Genomic DNA, 20917 nt, shown 5'->3' on the forward strand with positions numbered 1-20917 from the left:
CAGTTAGCTAGAAGCCTCGCGTTTAACTCGAACCTGTAATTAATTTGAACTCAGCAATAAGCCCATTTCCACAATGGCAACAATGCCGAGCAACAAGGCCAACACTTTCCAAAACTGGATCGGGTTTCGGTTTATCAAAGGTTGCTTGGCTTTGCTTTTCACCAAGCTTTGGTTTGGTGTGTAAAGGTCTGCCACAAAATCCCCTAACACTTGATGACGTTCGCTTGGCGATTCCGCGCAGGCTTTTTGTAACACTAAATCCACCCAACTTGGTAAGTCCGCTCGTTTCTGAGTTATGGGTTGGTATTCCCATTGATGGTGGCGAGATTGTTTAAGCGATTGGGCAGTCATTTCAGAGTAGGGCAATGCACCGGTTAGCATCTCATAGCCGATCACAGCGATAGAGAACAAATCCGAACTGGTGGTGGCCGTGTTGTGCTTGATGGTCTCTGGCGCTATGTAATTGACCGCGCCTAATGGTGTGTCGTCTTTGTCGGTGAGCTCTCCCTCTTCAAGGCCTCTCACTAACACCGCACCAAGGTCGATGATTTTTACCTCACCATCACGTTGAATCATGATGTTTTCCGGTTTTAAGTCTCGGTGCACCATGTCTGCACGTTGTAATACTCGAATGCCTTGTGTGATTTTTTCTAGTATGTCGCGCACTTCATTGAGTGACGGCTTTGGATTGTCGTACATCCATTGTCTTAGGGTGATACCTTCTACCCATTCGCAGATTTGATATAAGAATTGCGAGTTCTCTGGCGTCGGGTAAACCTTCATTACTCTCTTATTTTTCAGCAAGATCCCCGCCCATTGTTCATTAAAGAAAGCTCTGAGTTGAGAAGGGCTATCGTGATATTGAACAGAAGGGACTTTCAGCACGAACTCGGTCTGTGTCTCTTTCTGCATCACACGATACACATGGCTTCTAGATCCTGCATACAACACCTCAAGCACCATGAAGTTGTCGATACTTTGGCCGAGCTTTAAAGCGGGTGGGATAGCACGTTTAGCCAACTTTTCATGGAATTCAATCAGCGAAGGTTTTGGCAGATGGCTGACTTGCACAATCAAGCAGCTCACGTTGTCTGAGCTATTGTGGCTTAAAGCGGTGTTACAGATGCTTTGTGCTGCGTATTCGAAATCCGCTCCGGGTTTGTCGATGTGTTCCTTGAAAGTGTTGGGAGAGACAAACTCGTGCACGCCGTCAGATGTCAGGATAAAGCAGTCGTTTTTCTTGATAGGAAGGGTTTGATAGTCAACGTTGAGTTGGTTGTCCATGCCCAAGGCGCGTGTTAGATAATGCTTTTGCCCCATATTTTTACGGGTGTGATCGCGCGTTAGCTGGCGTAATTCTCCATCTCTTAGTAAGTAAATGCGACTGTCGCCCACGTGGAAGATATGTGCGGTGTTCGATTTTAATATCACGCTGCTGAACGTCGAAACGAGGGCATTGTGGTTCACTTGTTGTGCGGGATGAATATTAGAAACAGACGTGTTGAAGAGCCAAGAATTGAGGGACGTTAAGACCTTTTGCGCCGAACGTTGAATGCTCCAGCTTTGGGGAGTTGCGTAATAGTCGTCGATAAACTGCATCACGCTGGTGTGACTGGCTTTCTGGCCGTATTCACTGCAACTTGCCCCGTCTGCAATACAGGCAACACTGCCTTTAAACTCTTGCTCAGTACGAGTTTTGGGGTGCTTTACAATGATGGCGTCTTGATTTTCATCACGTATGCCTTTATTCGAATAACCACCAAACTTAAGCGTTAACTGGTTGTTGGATTCTGGCGTGACGACTTGCCCTTGGCTGAATGAAATTGTCATAACTGATCTTCTTCTTAACTGTTCTTCTTCCCGCTTCCTTGACAGAACATCCTAGGAAGAACAAAAGCCCTAGTGAACTTAGAGCCTTTGAACGAAGCACCTAGCATTGATGTATCCGCTAAGGTGCTTCTCCCGATTCAATAATATCAATGCTTCATAGTACAGACCTAGCTTGAAACATTAATCAGCGTGACACTGCCATCGTCGTTTACTTCGGCGATTTGACCGTTAGGCTCTTCCATGAACAGTAGAGTCACAAAGCCAAGTACCGCTGTTGCAGCAATCACTAAGAAGAAGGTTTGGTAGCTCACGAATGACAACACAGTTAGGTAAACTACTGCACCCACGTTACCGTAAGCGCCCGTCATACCTGCAATTTGACCTGTCATACGACGCTTGATTAGAGGAACCGTTGCGAATACCGCACCTTCACCCGCTTGCACGAAGAAAGAACACGCCATCGCCGCAACAACCGCTAGCCATACAGGCCATGTGCTGTCGACTTGACCCATTGCGAAGTAACCCACAGCAAGACCAATCGTTAGAATAAGCAGTGTTGGTTTACGACCGAATTTATCTGAAATCCAACCACCACCTGGGCGAGACATTAGGTTCATAAAGGCATAAGCCGATGCAACCATACCTGCAAGAACCGGTGTTAATTCAAAGGTTTCAGAGAAGAACAGTGGCAGCATAGAAACCACAGCCAGTTCAGAACCAAATGTTGCGAAGTACAATACGTTAAGTACCGCTACTTGCTTGAACTTGTACTGGTGAATCTCAGGCACTTCTTCTTTAAATACATTCTTGTTTACTTTCCAAACTTGCGACACTTCGTACACGTAAAGTGCAGCTAAACCTGCATACACAGAGTAAACCGCCATGTCAGACAACATGTTGATGTTGCTTGGTGATAGCTTCCAAGTCAGTAGCGCTAAAGCGGCATACATAGGGATCTTCATAATAAGTAGGAAGAAAAAGTCACCCTTTGATGTCACTTCCATTGCTGTTACTTGAGCAGGCTTGAAGTAAGTCGAACCTTTTGGTGTATCTGACACGTTTTTGTAGAAGATAAACGAGAACGCTAAGCTCATTACGCCGGTAATACCGACCGCATAACGCCAGCCGTCTTCACCACCAAACGCTAGAGCGAGAGTTGGAAGTGTGAACGCCGCTGCTGCTGAACCGAAGTTACCCCAGCCGCCGTAAATACCTTCTGCAGTACCCAGTTCGTTGTGTGGGAACCATTCAGACACAAGACGAATACCGACAACGAAACCTGCACCAATGAAGCCCAGTAGAAAACGAGCGATTGCTGCTTGAATGAAAGAGTCTGCCAGAGCAAACATGAAACAAGGGATAGAACAGACCGCGAGTAGCGAAGAGTAAACCAACCTTGGGCCGTATCTATCGGTTAGCATGCCTATTGCGACACGTGCCGGAATGGTCAATGCAACGTTGAGGATCAGGAGGGTTTTGATCTCTTCAGTAGAAAGACCAAGCGTAGTTTTTACCATTTGCAGTAGTGGGGCAAAGTTGAACCACACAACAAAGGTAATGAAAAAGGCCATCCAGCTTAGGTGTAAGACCTTCATCTTACCCGTAAATGAAAGCAGCGAAAATTTAGTGTTATCCATGGTTTAAATCCTTTAAATCTGGAAAATTACCCGGTTTGTGCACCTGCGTTACTTCCGCACTTAGAACGCTTTTAATGTGCATAAACCCTGTGCCGAAATTGCGCACGCTAATAAGCGTTTGCATGATGGTGTCGGCGGTTTAGTTAACTGGCGATAGTAAGTGGTGCGAGAACTTGAACTTGTTCTCCTTGTTTGCGAACTTCAAATTTCACGAGCTTGAGCTCAGGCTGTTCAAGACATTCGCCAGTTTCTAAGTGGTAATGCTGCTTGTATAAGGGTGAGGCCACGTAAGGTTCTCCGCTTAATGAACCAATTATACCACGTGACATCACATTCGCCTTGCCGATAGGGTCGTAATTAGAGAGCCCATAAAGCGTGTCGCTGCGCTTGCAGTAAAAAATAGCCACTTGGTTATCGTCTACTTTGGCGCAAATTCCCCCGTTTGGGGTTAGATCGCTAGTGCTGCATACGGTTGTCCAATTTTCCATGACTTTCTCCTAGTCTAAAATTGAGTTTTTATTTTTTTATTGATGAACCTGATGAACCTGATGAACTTGATGAAATTTATGAAACCTCAGTCACTTCGATTTGGTCTGCTTTAGCGAGCTTTTCATCGCGTTTTGAATTCGAAGCATCACTCAAGCTCGGCTTAGGAAAACGCTGCTCTCGCTCTTTGATGAAAGAGAGGCTAGTGTCCATTTCTTCACTGTTGATGTAGTGCTGGAAGCGCTTCATCCTCTCAGGGTTTTCAATGGTGGTTTTCCATTCACACTGGTACTTCTCGATGTTGAGTGCGATGTCCGCTTCGAGTTCTTCAGCTACGTTGAGCTTGTCTTCAATCACGACTTGCTTGAGGTATTCGATGCCGCCTTCAAGGTTCTCCATCCATACCGATGTACGCTGTAAGCGGTCTGCGGTACGTGTGTAGAACATCAAAACGCGGTCGATGTATTTAATGAGTGTGGTTTCATCAAGGTCGGTAGCGAAAAGGTCACCATGGCGAGGGCGCATACCGCCGTTACCACAGATGTAGAGGTTCCAACCTTTGTCGGTGGCGATAATGCCAAAATCTTTTGATTGGGCTTCTGCACATTCACGAGTACAGCCAGAAACCGCAAACTTGATCTTGTGTGGTGAACGCAGGCCTTTGTAGCGGTTCTCAAGTCGAATCGCTAAGCCAACACTGTCGTCGACACCGTATCGACACCAAGTGCTACCGACACAAGATTTCACGGTACGAACCGATTTACCGTAGGCGTGGCCCGTTTCAAAACCTGCATCAATCAGCTTTTTCCAGATGATAGGCAGTTCGTTAAGCTGTGCGCCAAACAAGTCGACACGCTGACCGCCCGTGATTTTGGTGTACAGGTCGAACTCTTTAGCGACTTCGCCTAAAACAATCAATTTATCTGGAGTGATTTCACCGCCAGCAATACGCGGAACTACCGAGTAAGTGCCGTCTTTTTGCATGTTGCCAAGGTAGATGTCATTGGTGTCTTGCAGCTCGATATGTTGATCTTCAAGGATGTAATCGTTCCAGTACGAAGCCAGAATCGAACCGACAGCCGGTTTACACACAGTACAGCCCAATCCGTTGCCGTGAGAATCTAACAGCTCGTCGAAGGTCTTGATTTTGTTGACGCGAATGATGTCGGTAAGCTCTTGGCGAGAATAAGCAAAGTGCTCACAGATATCGTTAGAGACTTCCACACCTAGGTTACTTAGCTCGCTATCGAGAACCTGTTTCGCAAGGGCAGAACAACCGCCACAACCTGTTGAAGCATTCGTGGTTTCTTTCAATGCAGCCATCGTGGTGCAGCCAGCTGAAACGGCCTCTTTAATATCGCCTTTGGTCACATCAAAACATGAACAGATCACAGCGCTATCAGGCAGAGCTTCAACACCCATTGCAGAGCCAGAATCATCGGCCACGTTAGGTAAAATTAGCACTGATGGGTTTTCAGGAAGGGGCATATCATTTTGCTTGATTTGCAGTAGCGAACCGTAGGCTTCTGCATCACCGACCAATACGGCACCGACAATTTTCGTGCCGTCAGCCGAGATGATCAAGCGTTTATAAACTTGTTCAATTTCATCGTTATAAGTATACGATTGAGCGCCTTCCGTCTTGCCGTGCACTTCACCAATACTGGCAACATCGACGCCAAGCAGTTTGAGCTTGGTGCTCATGTCTGCGCCAGTGAATGCAGCGTCGTCAGTACCGTCAGAGACAATATGCGCAGCCGCGATTTTCGCCATTGAATAGCCAGGGGCGACTAAGCCGAAGATCTTGTTGTCCCAAAGGGCACATTCACCAATCGCATACACGTTGTCGATGTTGGTTTGGCAGTGATCGTTAATCACAATGCCGCCACGTTCACCAATGGCGATATCAGAGCTGCGAGCTAAGGCATCTTGAGGGCGAATACCCGCAGAGAACACGATCATATCGGTTTCAAGGTGGGTGCCGTCTGCAAAGTTCATACGGTAGCGAGCGTTTTCTCCGTCGACTATTTCAGAGGTCGCTTTCTCGGTATGAACTTGCACACCAAGGTCTTCAATTTTTCTGCGTAATAGGGCACCGCCACCGTCATCTAATTGAACCGCCATCAGGCGAGGCGCAAATTCAACCACATGGGTTTCTAAGCCAAGGTTTTTGACTGCGTTTGCGGCCTCTAAGCCAAGCAGACCACCACCAATCACCACGCCAGATTTGCTACCTTTGCTTGATAGTTCAATTGCGTCTAAGTCTTCAATAGTCCGATAAACGTGACAGTGTTCTTGATCGTTACCGGGAATAGGGGGAACAAAAGGGAAAGAGCCCGTCGCCAAGATTAGCTTGTCGTAACTTTCAACGTGACCACTTTCAGTGATGACTTGTTGATTGGCAGTGTCTAGCTTGGCAACCTTCTGGTTCAACAAGTAGTTCACGCCGTTGCTTTGGTAATACTCTTCACTGGTCAATGACAGGTCATCAGCACTTTTACCATTAAAGTAAGCCGTTAGCTGAACACGGTCGTACGCTAACCTTGGCTCTTCACTAAAAGTAATCACATCAAATTCATCACTGTCTGATTGCAGGATGTTGTCGATAAATTTGTGTCCAACCATGCCGTTACCAACAACGACGATTTTCTTCTTGCTCATAATCCATTCCTTATTCTCGGCATTATCATCACTAGCATCTAATTTCTAGTAGTTAGCAGATGAATACCGGGTTGAGATTCCACTCAATTCATAATCATCAAGAAAAACAAAAAATGTTTTTTCCAACTCTTGGTTTTTAGTTGAGCAAGGAGGATGCCAGATTGCGATTTGTTCATTTAAATAAAATTTAATATATATATTTCAGTGATTTAAAAATTGCAGGTGGCACGTAATTACCCCTAAAGTGGTATGTAAAATTTTTGTTATATTTATATAAATGAGCGTTTGTGGTGCAACTTTCTGCAAGATGGTGCAAAAATTAAGTTTCTATCTTGGTTAAGTTCTGTTTGGTTCGTTGTTGATATTTATGTTTTTATTAAGTTGTTGTTTTTAGATGAAATTATTTGCTATTCATCAGCTGCTATTAAGTGGCGTGTTATTTGCTTATTTTTAGTTATTACAATTATGGATAATTGAGTGAGAAACGGATGACCGATTCAAACAGCGGCTGGATAAAATCGACCTGTGCTTATTGTGGTGTAGGGTGTGGAATAGAAGCGAGACCGACATCGTTAGGAAAACTAGAAGTGCGTGGTGATAAAGATCATCCATCAAACTATGGAAAGCTATGCACTAAAGGGATTGCGCTCGGCGACACCGTCACGCCTTTAGGTCGTCTTACACAGCCTGCTCATATTCAGAATGAGCAAAAACAAGAGCTAGATTGGAACAGTGCCACTCAGTTGGTCGCAGACAAATTCAATCAAACCATCGAAGAATTTGGGGCCGATTCGGTTGCGTTCTATGTATCTGGTCAGCTGCTTACCGAAGACTATTATGTTGCCAATAAACTGATGAAAGGCTTCATTGGTAGTGGCAACATCGACAGTAACTCTAGGTTGTGTATGGCTTCAACCGTGGTCGGGCATAAGCGAGCATTTGGCGCAGACACAGTACCGGTGTGCTACGAAGATCTCGAGCAAGCCGAACTCGTCGTGATTACAGGTTCCAACTTAGCATGGTGTCACCCGGTACTTTTCCAAAGATTAAGAGCCGCGAAACAAGCCAACCCTGCATTGAAAGTTATCGTCATCGACCCGCGTTATACCGATACCTGTGAAATCGCAGACATTCACTTGGCATTGGAATCAGGCTCAGACGTCGCATTGTTCAATGGTTTATTGGGCTATCTCGACGATAACGACAAGCTAGATTCAGACTATATAGAAAACCACACTCAAGGCTTTACTGAATCGATTCGATCTGCGACTCACTACCGTTATACAGAGTCAGGTTATACCGAATCAGGCTGGGGCGACAAAAGCGTTCCTGAGCTCACAGGGTTAACAGAGCAGCAGCTGAAACAGTTCTACAGTTTGTTTGCATCGAACGAGAAGGTGCTAACCATTTACTCCCAAGGCGTGAACCAATCGACACAAGGGTGTGACAAGGTGAATGCGATTATTAACTGCCATTTAGCCACCGGGAAAATTGGCAAGCCGGGTATGGGGCCATTCTCCGTAACAGGTCAGCCGAATGCAATGGGCGGGCGAGAGGTGGGCGGTTTAGCTAATACCTTAGCGGCGCATTTTGAATTTGGTGATCCGCAATCACACCAAACCGTCAGCGAGTTTTGGCAAACCGACAGCTTAGCCACACATGCGGGTTTAAAAGCGATTGACCTGTTTGATGCCATGAATGAAGGCAAAATCAAAGCGGTGTGGATCATGGCAACTAACCCAGTTGTGAGCCTGCCTGACAGCGAAAAGATCAAAGCCGCATTAGAGAAGTGCCCGTTTGTGGTGGTGTCTGATTGTATTGCCGACACTGAAACCACTCGCTTGGCCGATGTGGTGCTGCCCGCACAAGGGTGGAGCGAAAAGTCGGGCACCGTGACTAACTCTGAACGCCGAATTTCACGCCAGCGCCGCGTGTTACCAAGCCCAGGGGAAGCCAAACCCGATTGGTGGATTCTAAAAGAAGTCGCACAAAAAATGGGATTCAAAGAGCAATTTGAGTTCCGTCACGAAGGTGAGATCTTCAAAGAGTATTGCGAGATGACAGCGCTCGGCAATGAAACGGGCAAAGCGCGTGATTTGTGCTTAATTGGATTAACCAAACTGGATGAAAAAGGCTATGGCGAACTCACTCCACAGCAATGGCCAGTACTTGAGTATCAACCTGAGATCATCGAACAGCGCATGTTCACCAATGGTAAGTTCTTTACCGAATCAGGCAAAGCGCAGTTTATTGCAGTTGAGCACGACAAACCGATTGCCGATACCAGCCTTGAATTCCCACTTATCATGAACACAGGGCGAATCCGAGACCAATGGCACACCATGAGCCGCACAGGCTTGGCGGTAGGTTTAGGTGAGCATACCCCTGAGCCTTTTGTTGCGATGCACCCAGATACCGTTTCAGAACTGAACTTGGATGAGTTTGGGCTAGATGCTTTCAACCACGCCACTATTAATCCAGTGGTGAAAGTGCGCAGCGCACAAGGGGAGTGCCAAGCCCGCTTAGTGGTGACCAAAGAGATGCGCCGTGAACAAGTCTTCATGCCGATTCACTGGAACGCACCGACCGCCAAAGACAGTAAACCATGTGACTTGATCTTGCCTCATACCGATGCTGCATCAGGCCAGCCAGAATTCAAACACACACCTGTTGTCGTAGAGCCGTGTGGTTATCGTAGTGAAGCCGCACTGGTCAGCGACAAAGTGATGGACTGCAGTGGCTTTGATTACTGGGTTCGCCAAAGAGTGGAGGGCGGTTTTCTGTATCGCATCTCATCATCTAAGAACCCTATGGAGCTGGTTATTCAGCTTGCTAATACCCTCGATGCCTTGCCAGAACCTAACGCAGAAGCGATCAAATCACTCCATTACCACGGCAATAAATCATTCAAGAACTACGGCTCTGCCAAGCTGGGTCTTTCTGGTGTAAAGCAAGCCTTCGTGGTGAACAGTAAGCTCGACCATCAAAGCATCGATTGGCTGGTGGAATGCCTAACCCGAGAAGCCGATGAAGAGTTCGAAGCCGAGTTTTTGAGTACTATGGCGAAGTAGTTACTTCCTCTTACTTATCCATACCTACAGCGTAAACGCCGACAATCATGTCGGCGTTTTTGTTTGAGAATACAACTTCCAAGATACAACCTTCATAGCCTGAATTGCGGTTTACTCACACATTAGGGAGTTTTCTGCATTTTGCAGAAACTATATGGAAAATTTCTGCTTTTCGTCATGTTTGATACGAAGATAAGTAGGTAAGATAATGTTATTAAATGAGTTATTAGACTAAGTGCAGCGAGTCTTGGAAACTAGACAGAATTGTTTCAGGGACAAAATGAAGAATTATTCTGTCTAATATAGCTGTGAACTGTATTAATTGAATTTGAGGTGACAGTGAAGAAAAATAGAAACTTGGTTGAAGTGATGCTGGAAAACTCAGAATCCATAGCTGATCAATTTGTTGAAAGTGAATGGGTCAAAGATATACCCGTGGTAGGGACAGCTTTTAAACTTATGGCTGCAAAAGAAGAGCTTAAGAACTCCATGTTTAACGCAAAAGTTACTAAGTTTCTAGATTCTCTCAATCAAACCGGTATTACAGAGCGTGCTGAGTTCACTAACTTTTTTCTGGATAACTCCAGAGAAAAGGAGCGTGTTGGACAAGCGGTAATGTTAGCTGTTGATAATATGAACGACCTAGAAAAATGTCACCTGCTTGCAAATTGGTTTGCTGCATACATCGGTGAACATATTTCTCAGTCTGAGTTTCGCAGAGGCTGCGATGTCATCTCTAAACAGTTCATCGACGACCTCTTAGATTTTGTTAGTGGAGACCATGAGTACCTTCTTTTAGAGTCCCTAATTGGTACCGATTTAGTCCGTGTTGAGGGTGGTTTGATGCTTGATGACGACATGTCTACTGTGGAAGCTGTTGTTTCTTCATTTGGCCATAAGTTTCGAGAGACCTTGTCAAAAATACAGGGCATCACGTAGCAACAATACAGTTAACAAACAATTTAAGAGGGATTCCCAACGCTTGGCATTTTTGCTTCTACTTCAATTTTAGTGTTTATGGCACAATGCTTTAGGTTGGGTGGTAGCGTTGCTCACCCCTTAATTGGGCTACAGTTTTAAGAGGCAATATGGAACAAGATAAAGATTTATTAGGTATAAAACCAGTAGCTAGAGCGGCAGAAAAAAGCGTGGATGGCGTTGGTGCATTTTTAGGCAAAATTTGCATGCCCGTTGCAGAGGAGCTAGGACTATATTTTCAAGATAAAGTGAAAGTTTGGAGAGCTAATAATGCCGCTAAAATTGAGTCTAAGGCAGAGGAGTTAGCTCTTAAGAATGGTGGCTTCGACGGTAAGGCAGTCCATCCACTTCTTGCTTGGAAAATTATGGAGAATGGCTCTTTTGCTGACACACCGGAGCTTCAGGCTGTTTGGGCTGGTTTGCTTTCGTCGTCATTGGGTAAAGAACCAGATGATAGTAACCACATTTTTATTAATCTAGTTAGTCAACTAACTGCTATACAAGTAAAAATAATTGAATATTCGTGTTTAACTGCGAGTAAGTACGTATCTTCACAAGGCTACATTCAAGCTGATGATCTAATACTAGAAAAAGATGTTATTTTTGAAATTTCTGGTTGTAAAGATATTCACCGACTAGATCGAGAATTAGACCATTTAACAAATTTGGGTCTTTTTGGTGATTTAGGCGGAGGTGGTTTCCATCCTGAGAATGGAACCGTAATTCTTACTCCTTCTCCTTTATCTTTACATTTGTTCGTTCGTTGTTGTGGTTCTAGTGAAGATCCTATTGCGTTCTATCAAGCAAAGCCTAAAACAAAGCCTGAGCAACAAAAAAACATACAAACTGTTTAAGAGTGATTCGCAACGCGTGGCAATTTCAGCTTAGGTCGGCTTTAGTGCTAAAAGTGGCAAGGTTTAGGCTTGGGTGGTCGCGTTGTTCACCACTTAATGCGGCTTGATACCGCAATCAATCATCTAACCTTTTCATAGCTTTACGGTAAACATCGCTACGTTCGCGTTTTCCGACTGCTAAGACGGTTACAATGATGACATCGTCTTCAACTTTGTAGACGAGACGGTAGCCCGATTGGCGCAGCTTAATCTTATACATGTTGTCAGCTCCAGAGAGTTTTGAAGCCGGAACATGCGGGTTATCTAAACGCTCGATTAGCTTTTTCTTAAATTGTTGTTGAAGCGTTGAGCCAAGCTTTTTCCACTCTTTGAGTGCACTCTTTTTAAAGTCGAGTTTATAGGTCATCAATATTTACCGAAATACTCTCTTCAGATTCACGCTCTTTCGCAATAGTTAGTAGTTCAAGATCTTCGAGTCTGTCCATCATCATTTCGTACGCTTCGGCTGGTACGCAATAAAATGCTGGCTCATTTCGGTTCAGTATAGCAACAGGTTCACCGTAAGCACTAGTTGCAACTTTCATAGGGTTAGCTTTCAACTCAGTAATGCTTGCAGCAACATCGGCTAAAATTCTAGTGGTCATGTAATAGGTCTCTTAAGTGGTCTTTGTTTTGGTCATTTTAGCCTCAACCAAGAGGTATAACAAGTTGCTTAAGAGTGATTCGCAACACGTGGCATTTTTACTATGCGTTGGTTTATGTGTTTAAGGTATTATGCGGAGGCTAAGGTATTGGTTTGCTCACACCTTAGCAAGGCGTAAAGTGTCGATATCTTGGGATAATAGTTCTAGATACCTAATTCAGAATAGCTGCGTAAACCTTAATTTAGAGGCTCTTGAACCATGGTATTACTTATAGTTTGGTTGGCTATTTGGGTTTCTTCAGTCAAGCCACTTGCTTCTGTCGCCCGACGAACATACCGCATTAGAGTACAAAGTAGTTCGAATGGTTGGAAAAGTATTTTGTTTTCTATATTGGCTCACCTTACCTTTGTTCAACTATTTAGCTTTCCTGTAGATAGTTGGTTTTACTGGGTACTTCCAGTACTAAATTTTTTGTTTGTTATGCACATGCTCTTGCTCTTGGATTTGGTTCTAGATCGTTATAGTGTGGTTGATACTTCACGTTTTACCCATCGTTCAATTGCACCTTTTTTGGTGTCATGTAGTGCATTTATTGCAATGCTTTTCTACTCAGCTTATCTCAATGATGCAATACTGAGGGGAGTATGTATTGCTGCTCTCTCAATAGGTTTGACAGGGTTTCTAGTAACTTATAGAAATGTAAAATAGGGTCATACAGCTAACAGAGTATCTTAGGTTGATAAGAACCAAGCAAACCACAAAGGGCGCCAATAACGGCGCCCTTTGTGTTAGTTGGAAACGCTGTAAGTGTCGTAATTGCGAAGTAAGAAGATTGCGATACAGGCTGCGAGCATTGGCCAAGAGGCGAAGAACAGTAGGTTGTTGAACGGGTCCATGTATTTTCCAAAAGAGGAAAAGGTTGAGCCTGCATGCAAGACCAAAATGGCTCCGTAGGTGTACTTTTTCCACATGCCTACAACGAATGCGCCTAAAAATCCGAGCTGCGCGACACCCAGAGCCATCATCGCATTGTTCGAGATGTCGATGCCGTAAAAGCCAGACAGTACTTTTGTCGCGTGCTCAGGGACAAGGATCTTATCCAAGCCCCAGAATAAGAAGACGATAAAAATGCCGATTCTCAGCAGTAGTAGGCTAGTCGCCAGTTTGGTTTGAAGTGTCTTTTCCATGATATCCCTTGTGATGCATTCAATGATGCGATGATTTAAATGTTCATCAAAGGAGACCCATAGCCTTCGCGTTTTCTTTCGCAGTTTTTCAGTGGCTTATGTAACAGGAAATGTCTGGTTGGTTTGTTCCTCAACGTTATCGGACTCAAAATGCTGCTGCCTGAGTAAGCTGACAGTCAGGTTTATCGGCATCGGCTTATAAAAATAGAAGCCTTGGATATAGTCGACACCGAGCTTAGATAAGATTTTCACTTGGGATTCGTACTCAACACCTTCGACGATCACTTGCATCCCTAAGGAGCGTGATAGTTGAAGCATGGACTCTAGCAAAGGGAGACCAAAGCTGGATTCGTCGGATATGTTTTTCACAAACACGCGATCGATTTTGAGAATGCTGAACGGGAACTGTCTTACGAAATCTAACCCTGCGTAGCCTGTACCAAAATCATCAATCGCAACTCTTACGCCCATGTTCGATAGTTTGGTTAGGTTGTCTCTAATTTTGACCATGTCGGCATCAGAACATTCACCATCTTCGGTTACTTCAAAAACTACCTGTTTGAGAATCTCAGGGTGTCTTTTAAAGATGCTGATCACCTTGTTAGAGAAGTTACTGTTGGACACAACGTTGCGGCTGATGTTGACGCTGATGTACTTCGAGTCGAACACGTCTTGATTGCTTTTCAACGTCATTAATACTTTGCGCAGCACGAAGTAGGTGAGTTCCTCAATCAAGCCTAAGCTTTCAGCAAGCGGGATGAAAATAGCCGGGGAGACGTTACCTTCAATTGGGTCGTTCCATCGCAATAATGACTCACAGCCGACGATCTCGTTGGTGTTTTGGTTAACGATAGGCTGCATGTGAACATGAAGGTGCTGGTTTTTTAGCGCACTTGAAAGCGAATATTCTAAGCTGCGTTGGCTCTGCTTTTTATGCTTGATGGAAAGGAGAATAATGGTCGTGATTCCGGCCATCAAAAAGCCAAACCATAAATAACTCAACATGAAGTGAAGATAAAACTGATACCCAATGTATGAGGTGATGGTTAATGGGTAGGTGTTCGATTGTATCCGCACCTTGGCGATTGATGAGTCAATATCGATAGGGTGGATATCTCTTTTGATCACTTCAACTTTGGCCTGTATTCCATGGTTGCTGAGGCTTGTTTCAACAAGGTCATAGATGAAGTGTGGCGGAATCATCAGGCTCACTCCGGCATCTTCTTTGTTCGAGAAAATGAGCATGATGGACTGAACTTGCGTGATAGCCGAGTTGGAATACGACAGGGTCGTTAAATTCGGGTCGTCGTTGAGTCGCTGCCTAATGGTGCTGTATAGGCGAAATGAAACGTCACCATCGGTGGTTGAACAGTAAAATCGGTTCTGTTTATTGAATACCGCTGCTTCTTTTACCCAATCGGCTTCAAAAACGTTTTGTCGAAGCTGTCTAACGATCGCGTCGCAAGACTGTTCAGGTCTAACTTCAGATAAAAAACGGTCGAACCTTGATTGGATCCTTTCTAACCTAGTTTCGACTAACCTTGATGTGTCTTCGGTTAATGTTTGGTAGTGATACGGTGTAAAAGGAATGAGCATTGCCATGGAAAAAAAGAAAGAAATGGCAAAGTAAAATGAAGTCTTGGCAATGTTTTGGTACTTGATATCCATAGTTGGAGAAGCGTTACCGATTTATGTGAGCATTCGATTTAATTTATAAAGTTAACGATTACGTAGCAATATAAATAATTAATATTGTGAATGCAGGCACAAATTATTGATATAAATAATATATTTTCTAGTTTTACCAGCAAAATCTTGATGTTATCTCGTTTTTTCTTGGTGGGGTTGATATGATTTTGAGCAAGTTTTAGCAGGTTAGCTATTGTTGCTTTACTACAATATGCGTCGATGAAAAGGATTTCGAATTGTTATTCAAAGAAAAACTATTGCTCTCAAATTGTGATTCAGTGAGGCAGTTAGACCGTTGTGAGTTACGAAAGAGATTTTTAATGGGAATGACGTTTGGAGATGGTGTAGTGCTGTCCCCGAACACATTGATTGATAACCCATGTTTTGATGAAGTCCTGATGCGGGCAAACCTTGTAAAATACTTAAATGAAGAAGGAGCTGGCAAACTAGTTATTAGAGGGTTTAACTTAGAGAGTAACTTTGAATTGGAGGAATATTTTGAAAATTTACCTGACAATTTCATTTTCTCAAGCTTTGAAGGGAATCCTCTTAAAGGGAGTTTAAGCAATCATCAGTTAGGTATTTTACGTAAGCGCTTGCGAGATACTCAGTTTGCACTCGACAGCATAATCTATCGTTCAGAGAGAGTCGCTTTACAGCAAGATGCTTTACAACATGAGGTATTTCGTCGTATCGACGATGACTCAGCATTGAACCATTATTTTGAGTCTGACGGTGATAGGATTCTATTTAAGAGCATGACCGACAAAGTGTATTCAAGATCAGACTGGTACAGTCAATCGGACATTTACTTCGGTAAAATTAGTTCAATAGAGTCTTTGAGGTTTAAGAGTGAGGTAATTAACCCTGCATACAACTCACTGTTTGCGACTAAGGGAGAAGGCTTTTTGTTAGACGACATAAAAATACTAAATAATGTTCCCGAGAAAATACTTGATGCAGGTGTTGTATACAAATCATTAAAAAATGAAATTGAGTTGATCCAATATCCTTACAAAGCTTTTGAAATAATTTCCACATTGGGCAGTGTAGAGTTGATGCAGCTTATAACTGATGAAGCCATGGGCTACATAGAAGACAAGCTCAAAGACAGTGCAGAGAAGACCATGACAAGACAGAACTGGTTTGGCATGTATCCAAAAATGCAAAAATATATGGGACTTGAAATAAAATGATTGAACAGTATTCAAACCCTTGGTTCAGCGTAGTCAAAGACGGTGTATTCCACTATGTCATAGAGCCAGATTCTGAAAATGGTGCTGTGGTGCTAGTAGAAACTAGTGACTCTTATATTTTTGTCTTGATACCTAGGATTGCTCACGGCAAAGAAAACCAAATTGAAGCCCCAAGAGGTTATGGGAAAGACCAACAGTCCAGCCTTGAAACTTCTATGAGGGAGCTGTTTGAAGAAGCTGGTTATTTAGTTGAGCCATCACAGGTAGAAAAACTTGGCTCTGTTAAACCTAATTCTGCCATTTTAGCTTCTGAAGTCGATATTTATTTAGCACAAGTTAGGGAAGAACAGCGCGTTAAAGAATGTGACAGCGAAGTAAATGGGATTGTGAACGTTGCCAAGTCAGATATTCGAAGGTTGATTTCTCGTGGTGAGATTACGGATGGATTTACATTGAGTGCTTTTGCATTACTTTGGAGCAAGTATCCACTATCTATTGAATCTTGAAATGGTCATTGAGGCTTAATCTTTTCCTATTACTTATGAACATCTCGTATAAACCATTATGACAAAACTGATATCGGCACTCATAGCGGTGTGCTTCTCATTCTCTGCGTTGGCCTACGAAGGTGTTGTTGATTGCGAGAATGCGATGAATACCATCGAGATCAATCACTGTGCGGCAATTGAGTTGGAATCTGCACAAGCGGAACTGGATAAATACCTTGCAGCCAGCTTTGAGCACAATGCTTATGATGCTGAGCTGGTGGCGTCAATTAAGAAGGCTCAGGAGAGCTGGCAGGCGTACATGACAGCACATTGTGATTCTGTGTACACCCAATGGCGTGAAGGTTCTATTCGAGGGGTTATGGCGCTTTCCTGCAAGATGACGTTAACCAAGCAGCGCACGCATGAGGTGTGGGTGAATTTCTTAACCTATATGGACAGCACGCCTCCCGTTTTACCAGAGCCTTAATTAGCGCCGTAGGCAGGTTTAAAATACGTACAGGACTGTGCACCTGCTTCAACCTTTGGCGGGCGAATAAGAAAGCGATAGGGGATTGCCTTACTCTTTCGTTCTTAGTTCTTAGTCTCCAGCTTGAAGCATTACAGCTTGAAGTTTTACCTAGCAAGGATTCGATTTTGAATAATGTCAGTATCACGCTTATTCAGCTTGAAGTTGAATACAAAAACAAACAAAAGAATATAGATTCGGTCTCTGATCTTTTGCAAGCGGAGCCGTCAGTCGGTGATATTACTTTACTGCCTGAACTGTTCACTACTGGGTATATTTTTAATGAGGCTGAAGAAATTCATGAATTGGCTGAAGACTTCGCCGACAGCAGTACTATTGATTCATTAACGCAGCTTGCAGCGAAGCATCACACCTTGATTGTTGCTGGTATTGCCGAGAAAGATAGTGGCCAATATTACAACAGTGTGGTGGTTGTGGATGCTTCCGGTTTACGACACAAATATAGAAAAATCAGTCAAACCAAATTCGATAAGCAGTATTTCTCGAGAGGGGAGGAACGCCTCTCGTTTGAGCACAAAGGCTTAAAGTTTGGTGTCGCGATTTGCTTTGATATTTGGTTCCCGGAGATCATGAGAGGGTATCAGTCGGTCGACGTTATTCTTCACCCTGCCAACTTCGGTGGGCATCATAGTTTTGCCATTGCTCAAGCGAGAGCCTTGGAGGAAGGGTGTCACATGGTTACTTGTAATCGCGTCGGGCAAGATGTGGTTAATGCGTTTACCGCGACTTATTGTGGTGGAAGCCGAGCCTACTCACCCAAAGGGGAGTTAGTGACTAAACTTAACGACAAGCAATCGGTAGAAACCGTGAGTATTCAAGATCCCTCGATTGCGCCGCAATACAATGGTATTGATGTCGAAAATGAGATCCAACAAATAACCGATCTGTTAAACCGCTAAACCGATAGACCGTTAAATCGCTAGAACAGAGACTAGCGCGGTATAAGATCGAAAAACGCAAGGTGATTAAGCCTTGCGTTTTAGCTTGGGAACGAAGCGCTCTTAAGCTTGATCGTTCATTTGATTGAGATGCTCGACTGAATGGGCGTTTTTCATCCGCTGAACTTGATGGATATTGACCATAAGGCGATTGAGCAGCTTTTGCAGTCGTTCAATATCCGGCAATTGTTGATTTTTGGCTTCGACTTCTAGTTCCAATGCCTGCTTAGAAAGCATGTTAAGACCTAAGTTTAGCGACATGCCTTTAATGGAGTGCAGGGTACGACAAAGTGGCTCCAACTCCTTCGCTAAATAGTATTCGATGACACGGTCAACCGACTGTTCGAACTCAATAATGGTTGAGTCGATAAGTAAACTGAACCCTTCCGTATCGTCTTTAAGTATGCGTATCACTTCTGACTGACTTATCTCTTCTTCTGTTAATCTCAGTGTTTCAATTGGCTTGCGATGAAGCTCGACAATATTTTCATTCTCACTCGAACCTTCGGCTGCGGTTTGTTTCGGTAATCGACTTGAGAACTGTTGTAGGGCGTCGAAGAAACTCTCTTGCTGCAGAGGCTTGGTCAGAATATGGTCGACACCCGCCTGAATAAAGTTGTCATGCGCCTCACGGAATACATCGGCCGTATAAGCGAATATCAAGGTATCGAGTTTCAGCTTTTCGCGGATGTAATTTGTTGTCTCGACCCCGTTCATTTCAGGCATATGATTGTCCATCAAGATAAGGTCATATTGAGTGGTTTTGAGGCGTTCAATTGCTAGTTTTCCGTTCTCTGCATGATCGACATGATGGCCGAGCTTTTCACAAAAGCCTTGTGCAACAATGGCATTAATACGGTTATCTTCCACCAACAGGATACTTAACGAGTCATAACTGAGAGTTTCTGCATCGACTGTATGGGTAGCGATGTCTTTCGCTTTGCTTTCTTGCCATGTGATAGGCAGGGAGACTTGGAATTTTGTACCAAGCCCAACTGCACTGGTTAATGTGATTTCTCCGTTCATGAGGTTGACTAGGTTCTTGACGATTGCGAGGCCAAGCCCTGTTCCGCCAAACTTCCTTGTTGTGGAAGTGTCGGCTTGTTCGAACGAATTGAATACCTGCTCGTGCTTATCTTTCGGGATACCAACTCCGGTGTCTGTTACCGTGAGAATCAGTTGATTGTTGGGGCGATTGAGGTCAGCTTGAATGGACACATGACCTTCTTTGGTGAATTTGGTCGCATTGCCGCCCAAGTTGAACATGATTTGACGTAGCCTTGCACAGTCTCCGACGAGTTGGATGTTTTTCGGTATGTTATTTTCGATCAACAGGCGAATGCCTTTTTCATCGGCTAAGGGTTTTAGAGCGCTGCATACAGGCTGCATGACTTGAACAAAATTAAAGGGTGCCACATCTAGCTCAAGCTTGTTTTCTTCGACTTTTGAGAAGTCGAGAACGTCGTTGAGTATTGTCATCAAGTGGTGACCAGAATCGAGAATGATGTTGATGTTCTCTTTTGTTTCGGGTTCTTGGGTCTGGCTTGCAATGATTTGAGATATTCCAAGAACGCCGTTCATTGGCGTTCTGATCTCGTGGCTCATGGTAGACAGAAAATCGCCCTTAGCTTTTACTGCGGCTTCAGCTTTGGTTCGTTCGGCGATTAGCTCCTGAGTTTTCGCTCTCATTTCACTGTCATTACTGATCAAATTGGCTGTCATTTTTTGAAAGCTTTGTTTGAGATGAGCGATTTCGTCTTGGGTGTTTATATTCGAACTCAACTCCAGAGTTGCAGCACCTTGATCCAAATGGCCAGCGGCAACTTGGTTAGTAGCCTCAAGTAGGGTGTGTAATCTTCGATTAATACGCTTTGACGCCCACGCAGCAACAAGGAGTGAGATGAACACGGAAAACAGTGTTCCGAGGATTAATATGTAGCTGGTTTGATTGGCTGAGCTCTCCGATTTTTCGACCCTGAGAATAATAAGTTGTTGTTCAATTTCAATGAATTGAGCAATCTCTTGGCGGATCTCATCAATCAATTTTTTTCCGGTTTGCTGCTGAGTGAGGTCGATGACACTTTGTATTTCAGCTTCGCCTTTATTGACAAGGCTGCGTTGATTGATCTCTTTCTCTCCAGACTGTTTCAGCCATGTTTTATGAATATCCTCGATTCTATATAGGCGTTCTACTTGAGGTGGGTTATCACTCACTTGAGTCGCAAGGGTTTGGAGTTTTTGAGGCCATACATCAAGCGCTAAATGGTAGGGTTCTAAAAAAACAGGATCTCCCGTGATCAAGTAACCACGTTCAGCCGTTTCTATGTCGACCGTTAAGCTGAGAAGTTCTTGAGCCCGAGCGATGGCTTTATGTGTGTGTACAACCCAATTATTGTCTTTTACAACCGTTCGGGTGTTTTCATGGACAGAAAAAGCCACGATAAGCATCAAAGCGATAGGAATCAAAAAGCTGACTAATAGCTTTTTCTGTAGGGATATATTGTCAAACCAACCCGCGATCATAAAACAGCGCTCTCCATGTCGTTGTTATTCACTGTTAGTGTAGATGATAATCAGTCGTTAAGTGCGCAAATAGTTGCTGAGTGCGTAAATACATATTTTAGCGTGTAAGTTTCGTATATTAACGGCATTTTAGGGGCGATTAAGCGGCGTTATTATGTTTCAAAGACAAAAAAGCTAGCCCGAATAAG

16 protein-coding genes are annotated in these 20917 nt (G+C 43.9%); 7 read left to right on the forward strand and 9 right to left on the reverse strand.

The genetic code is table 11. The features are described from left to right. Positions 1 to 39: 39 nt before the first annotated feature. From AB4329_RS14050 to nirB, 4 genes are all read right to left on the reverse strand, one after another. Positions 40 to 1830 carry a protein kinase domain-containing protein gene (locus AB4329_RS14050; RefSeq protein WP_372138579.1) on the reverse strand — a complete coding sequence of 597 codons (1791 nt, stop codon included), beginning with the start codon at positions 1828 to 1830 and terminating at the stop codon, positions 40 to 42. Positions 1831 to 1997: 167 nt separating this feature from the next. Then, positions 1998 to 3467 carry a NarK family nitrate/nitrite MFS transporter gene (locus AB4329_RS14055; protein ID WP_017060867.1) on the reverse strand — a complete coding sequence of 490 codons (1470 nt, stop codon included), beginning with the start codon at positions 3465 to 3467 and terminating at the stop codon, positions 1998 to 2000. A 143-nt stretch (positions 3468 to 3610) separates the two neighbouring features. After that, the gene (nirD, locus tag AB4329_RS14060) at positions 3611 to 3955 is read right to left on the reverse strand and encodes a nitrite reductase small subunit NirD (protein WP_136977923.1); all 345 of its coding nucleotides are present in this window, start codon (positions 3953 to 3955) and stop codon (positions 3611 to 3613) included. A gap of 76 nt (positions 3956 to 4031) precedes the next feature. Continuing rightward, entirely contained in the window at positions 4032 to 6614 is a 2583-nt protein-coding gene (nirB, locus tag AB4329_RS14065) for a nitrite reductase large subunit NirB (protein WP_372138580.1), read from the reverse strand. Between the two features lie 473 nt (positions 6615 to 7087). On the opposite strand from nirB, the gene AB4329_RS14070 reads away from it, so the two are divergent. The 3 genes from AB4329_RS14070 (at position 7088) to AB4329_RS14080 (ending at position 11517) form a co-directional block, all read left to right on the forward strand. After that, positions 7088 to 9685: a molybdopterin oxidoreductase family protein gene (locus AB4329_RS14070; protein ID WP_372138581.1), complete on the forward strand. Its 2598-nt coding sequence runs from the start codon at positions 7088 to 7090 to the stop codon at positions 9683 to 9685. A 339-nt stretch (positions 9686 to 10024) separates the two neighbouring features. Then, positions 10025 to 10624: a hypothetical protein gene (locus AB4329_RS14075; RefSeq protein WP_139151624.1), complete on the forward strand. Its 600-nt coding sequence runs from the start codon at positions 10025 to 10027 to the stop codon at positions 10622 to 10624. 149 nt (positions 10625 to 10773) lie between these two features. Further along, positions 10774 to 11517, forward strand: a complete 744-nt coding sequence (locus AB4329_RS14080; RefSeq protein WP_372138582.1) for a hypothetical protein — start codon at positions 10774 to 10776, stop codon at positions 11515 to 11517. A 115-nt stretch (positions 11518 to 11632) separates the two neighbouring features. Here the strand turns inward: AB4329_RS14080 and AB4329_RS14085 are convergent, their stop codons facing one another. The 4 genes from AB4329_RS14085 to AB4329_RS14100 form a co-directional block, all read right to left on the reverse strand. Then, positions 11633 to 11923: a type II toxin-antitoxin system RelE/ParE family toxin gene (locus AB4329_RS14085; RefSeq protein WP_005377002.1), complete on the reverse strand. Its 291-nt coding sequence runs from the start codon at positions 11921 to 11923 to the stop codon at positions 11633 to 11635. After that, the gene (locus AB4329_RS14090) at positions 11913 to 12161 is read right to left on the reverse strand and encodes a type II toxin-antitoxin system Phd/YefM family antitoxin (protein ID WP_371725051.1); all 249 of its coding nucleotides are present in this window, start codon (positions 12159 to 12161) and stop codon (positions 11913 to 11915) included. The genes AB4329_RS14085 and AB4329_RS14090 overlap by 11 nt, the downstream gene beginning before the upstream one ends. A gap of 788 nt (positions 12162 to 12949) precedes the next feature. Continuing rightward, positions 12950 to 13348, reverse strand: coding sequence for a hypothetical protein (locus AB4329_RS14095; RefSeq protein ID WP_017064752.1), 399 nt, complete (start codon positions 13346 to 13348; stop codon positions 12950 to 12952). Between the two features lie 96 nt (positions 13349 to 13444). Continuing rightward, on the reverse strand, positions 13445 to 15016 hold the full coding sequence (locus AB4329_RS14100) for an EAL domain-containing protein (protein ID WP_372138584.1): 1572 nt from the start codon (positions 15014 to 15016) through the stop codon (positions 13445 to 13447). A 341-nt stretch (positions 15017 to 15357) separates the two neighbouring features. Here AB4329_RS14100 and AB4329_RS14105 point away from each other — a divergent pair, with 341 nt between their 5' ends. The 4 genes from AB4329_RS14105 (at position 15358) to AB4329_RS14120 (ending at position 18167) form a co-directional block, all read left to right on the forward strand. Next, entirely contained in the window at positions 15358 to 16233 is an 876-nt protein-coding gene (locus tag AB4329_RS14105) for a hypothetical protein (RefSeq protein WP_372110678.1), read from the forward strand. Continuing rightward, entirely contained in the window at positions 16230 to 16739 is a 510-nt protein-coding gene (locus tag AB4329_RS14110) for an NUDIX hydrolase (RefSeq protein ID WP_372110681.1), read from the forward strand. Before AB4329_RS14105 ends, AB4329_RS14110 begins: the two co-directional genes overlap by 4 nt. A gap of 58 nt (positions 16740 to 16797) precedes the next feature. After that, positions 16798 to 17208, forward strand: a complete 411-nt coding sequence (locus AB4329_RS14115; protein ID WP_017067713.1) for a lysozyme inhibitor LprI family protein — start codon at positions 16798 to 16800, stop codon at positions 17206 to 17208. A gap of 167 nt (positions 17209 to 17375) precedes the next feature. Beyond that, a complete protein-coding gene (locus tag AB4329_RS14120; protein ID WP_372110686.1) occupies positions 17376 to 18167 on the forward strand; it encodes a carbon-nitrogen hydrolase family protein in 792 nt (263 codons plus the stop codon). A gap of 102 nt (positions 18168 to 18269) precedes the next feature. Here AB4329_RS14120 and AB4329_RS14125 read toward each other — a convergent pair whose 3' ends face one another. Continuing rightward, entirely contained in the window at positions 18270 to 20729 is a 2460-nt protein-coding gene (locus AB4329_RS14125) for a CHASE3 domain-containing protein (protein ID WP_372138585.1), read from the reverse strand. Positions 20730 to 20917: the final 188 nt, after the last annotated feature.

Source organism: Vibrio sp. 10N.261.54.A5, assembly GCF_041471145.1.
In the GTDB taxonomy this organism is placed as follows: Bacteria; Pseudomonadota; Gammaproteobacteria; order Enterobacterales; family Vibrionaceae; genus Vibrio; species Vibrio crassostreae_C.

Coding starts and splice junctions, on each gene's coding strand:
- AB4329_RS14050 (WP_372138579.1), bottom strand. CDS start 1,830: ATGACAATTTCATTCAGCCAAGGGCAAGTCGTCACGCCAGAATCCAAC.
- AB4329_RS14055 (WP_017060867.1), bottom strand. CDS start 3,467: ATGGATAACACTAAATTTTCGCTGCTTTCATTTACGGGTAAGATGAAG.
- nirD (WP_136977923.1), bottom strand. CDS start 3,955: ATGGAAAATTGGACAACCGTATGCAGCACTAGCGATCTAACCCCAAAC.
- nirB (WP_372138580.1), bottom strand. CDS start 6,614: ATGAGCAAGAAGAAAATCGTCGTTGTTGGTAACGGCATGGTTGGACAC.
- AB4329_RS14080 (WP_372138582.1), top strand. CDS start 10,774: ATGGAACAAGATAAAGATTTATTAGGTATAAAACCAGTAGCTAGAGCG.
- AB4329_RS14085 (WP_005377002.1), bottom strand. CDS start 11,923: ATGACCTATAAACTCGACTTTAAAAAGAGTGCACTCAAAGAGTGGAAA.
- AB4329_RS14090 (WP_371725051.1), bottom strand. CDS start 12,161: ATGACCACTAGAATTTTAGCCGATGTTGCTGCAAGCATTACTGAGTTG.
- AB4329_RS14095 (WP_017064752.1), bottom strand. CDS start 13,348: ATGGAAAAGACACTTCAAACCAAACTGGCGACTAGCCTACTACTGCTG.
- AB4329_RS14100 (WP_372138584.1), bottom strand. CDS start 15,016: ATGGATATCAAGTACCAAAACATTGCCAAGACTTCATTTTACTTTGCC.
- AB4329_RS14105 (WP_372110678.1), top strand. CDS start 15,358: ATGGGAATGACGTTTGGAGATGGTGTAGTGCTGTCCCCGAACACATTG.
- AB4329_RS14110 (WP_372110681.1), top strand. CDS start 16,230: ATGATTGAACAGTATTCAAACCCTTGGTTCAGCGTAGTCAAAGACGGT.
- AB4329_RS14115 (WP_017067713.1), top strand. CDS start 16,798: ATGACAAAACTGATATCGGCACTCATAGCGGTGTGCTTCTCATTCTCT.
- AB4329_RS14125 (WP_372138585.1), bottom strand. CDS start 20,729: ATGATCGCGGGTTGGTTTGACAATATATCCCTACAGAAAAAGCTATTA.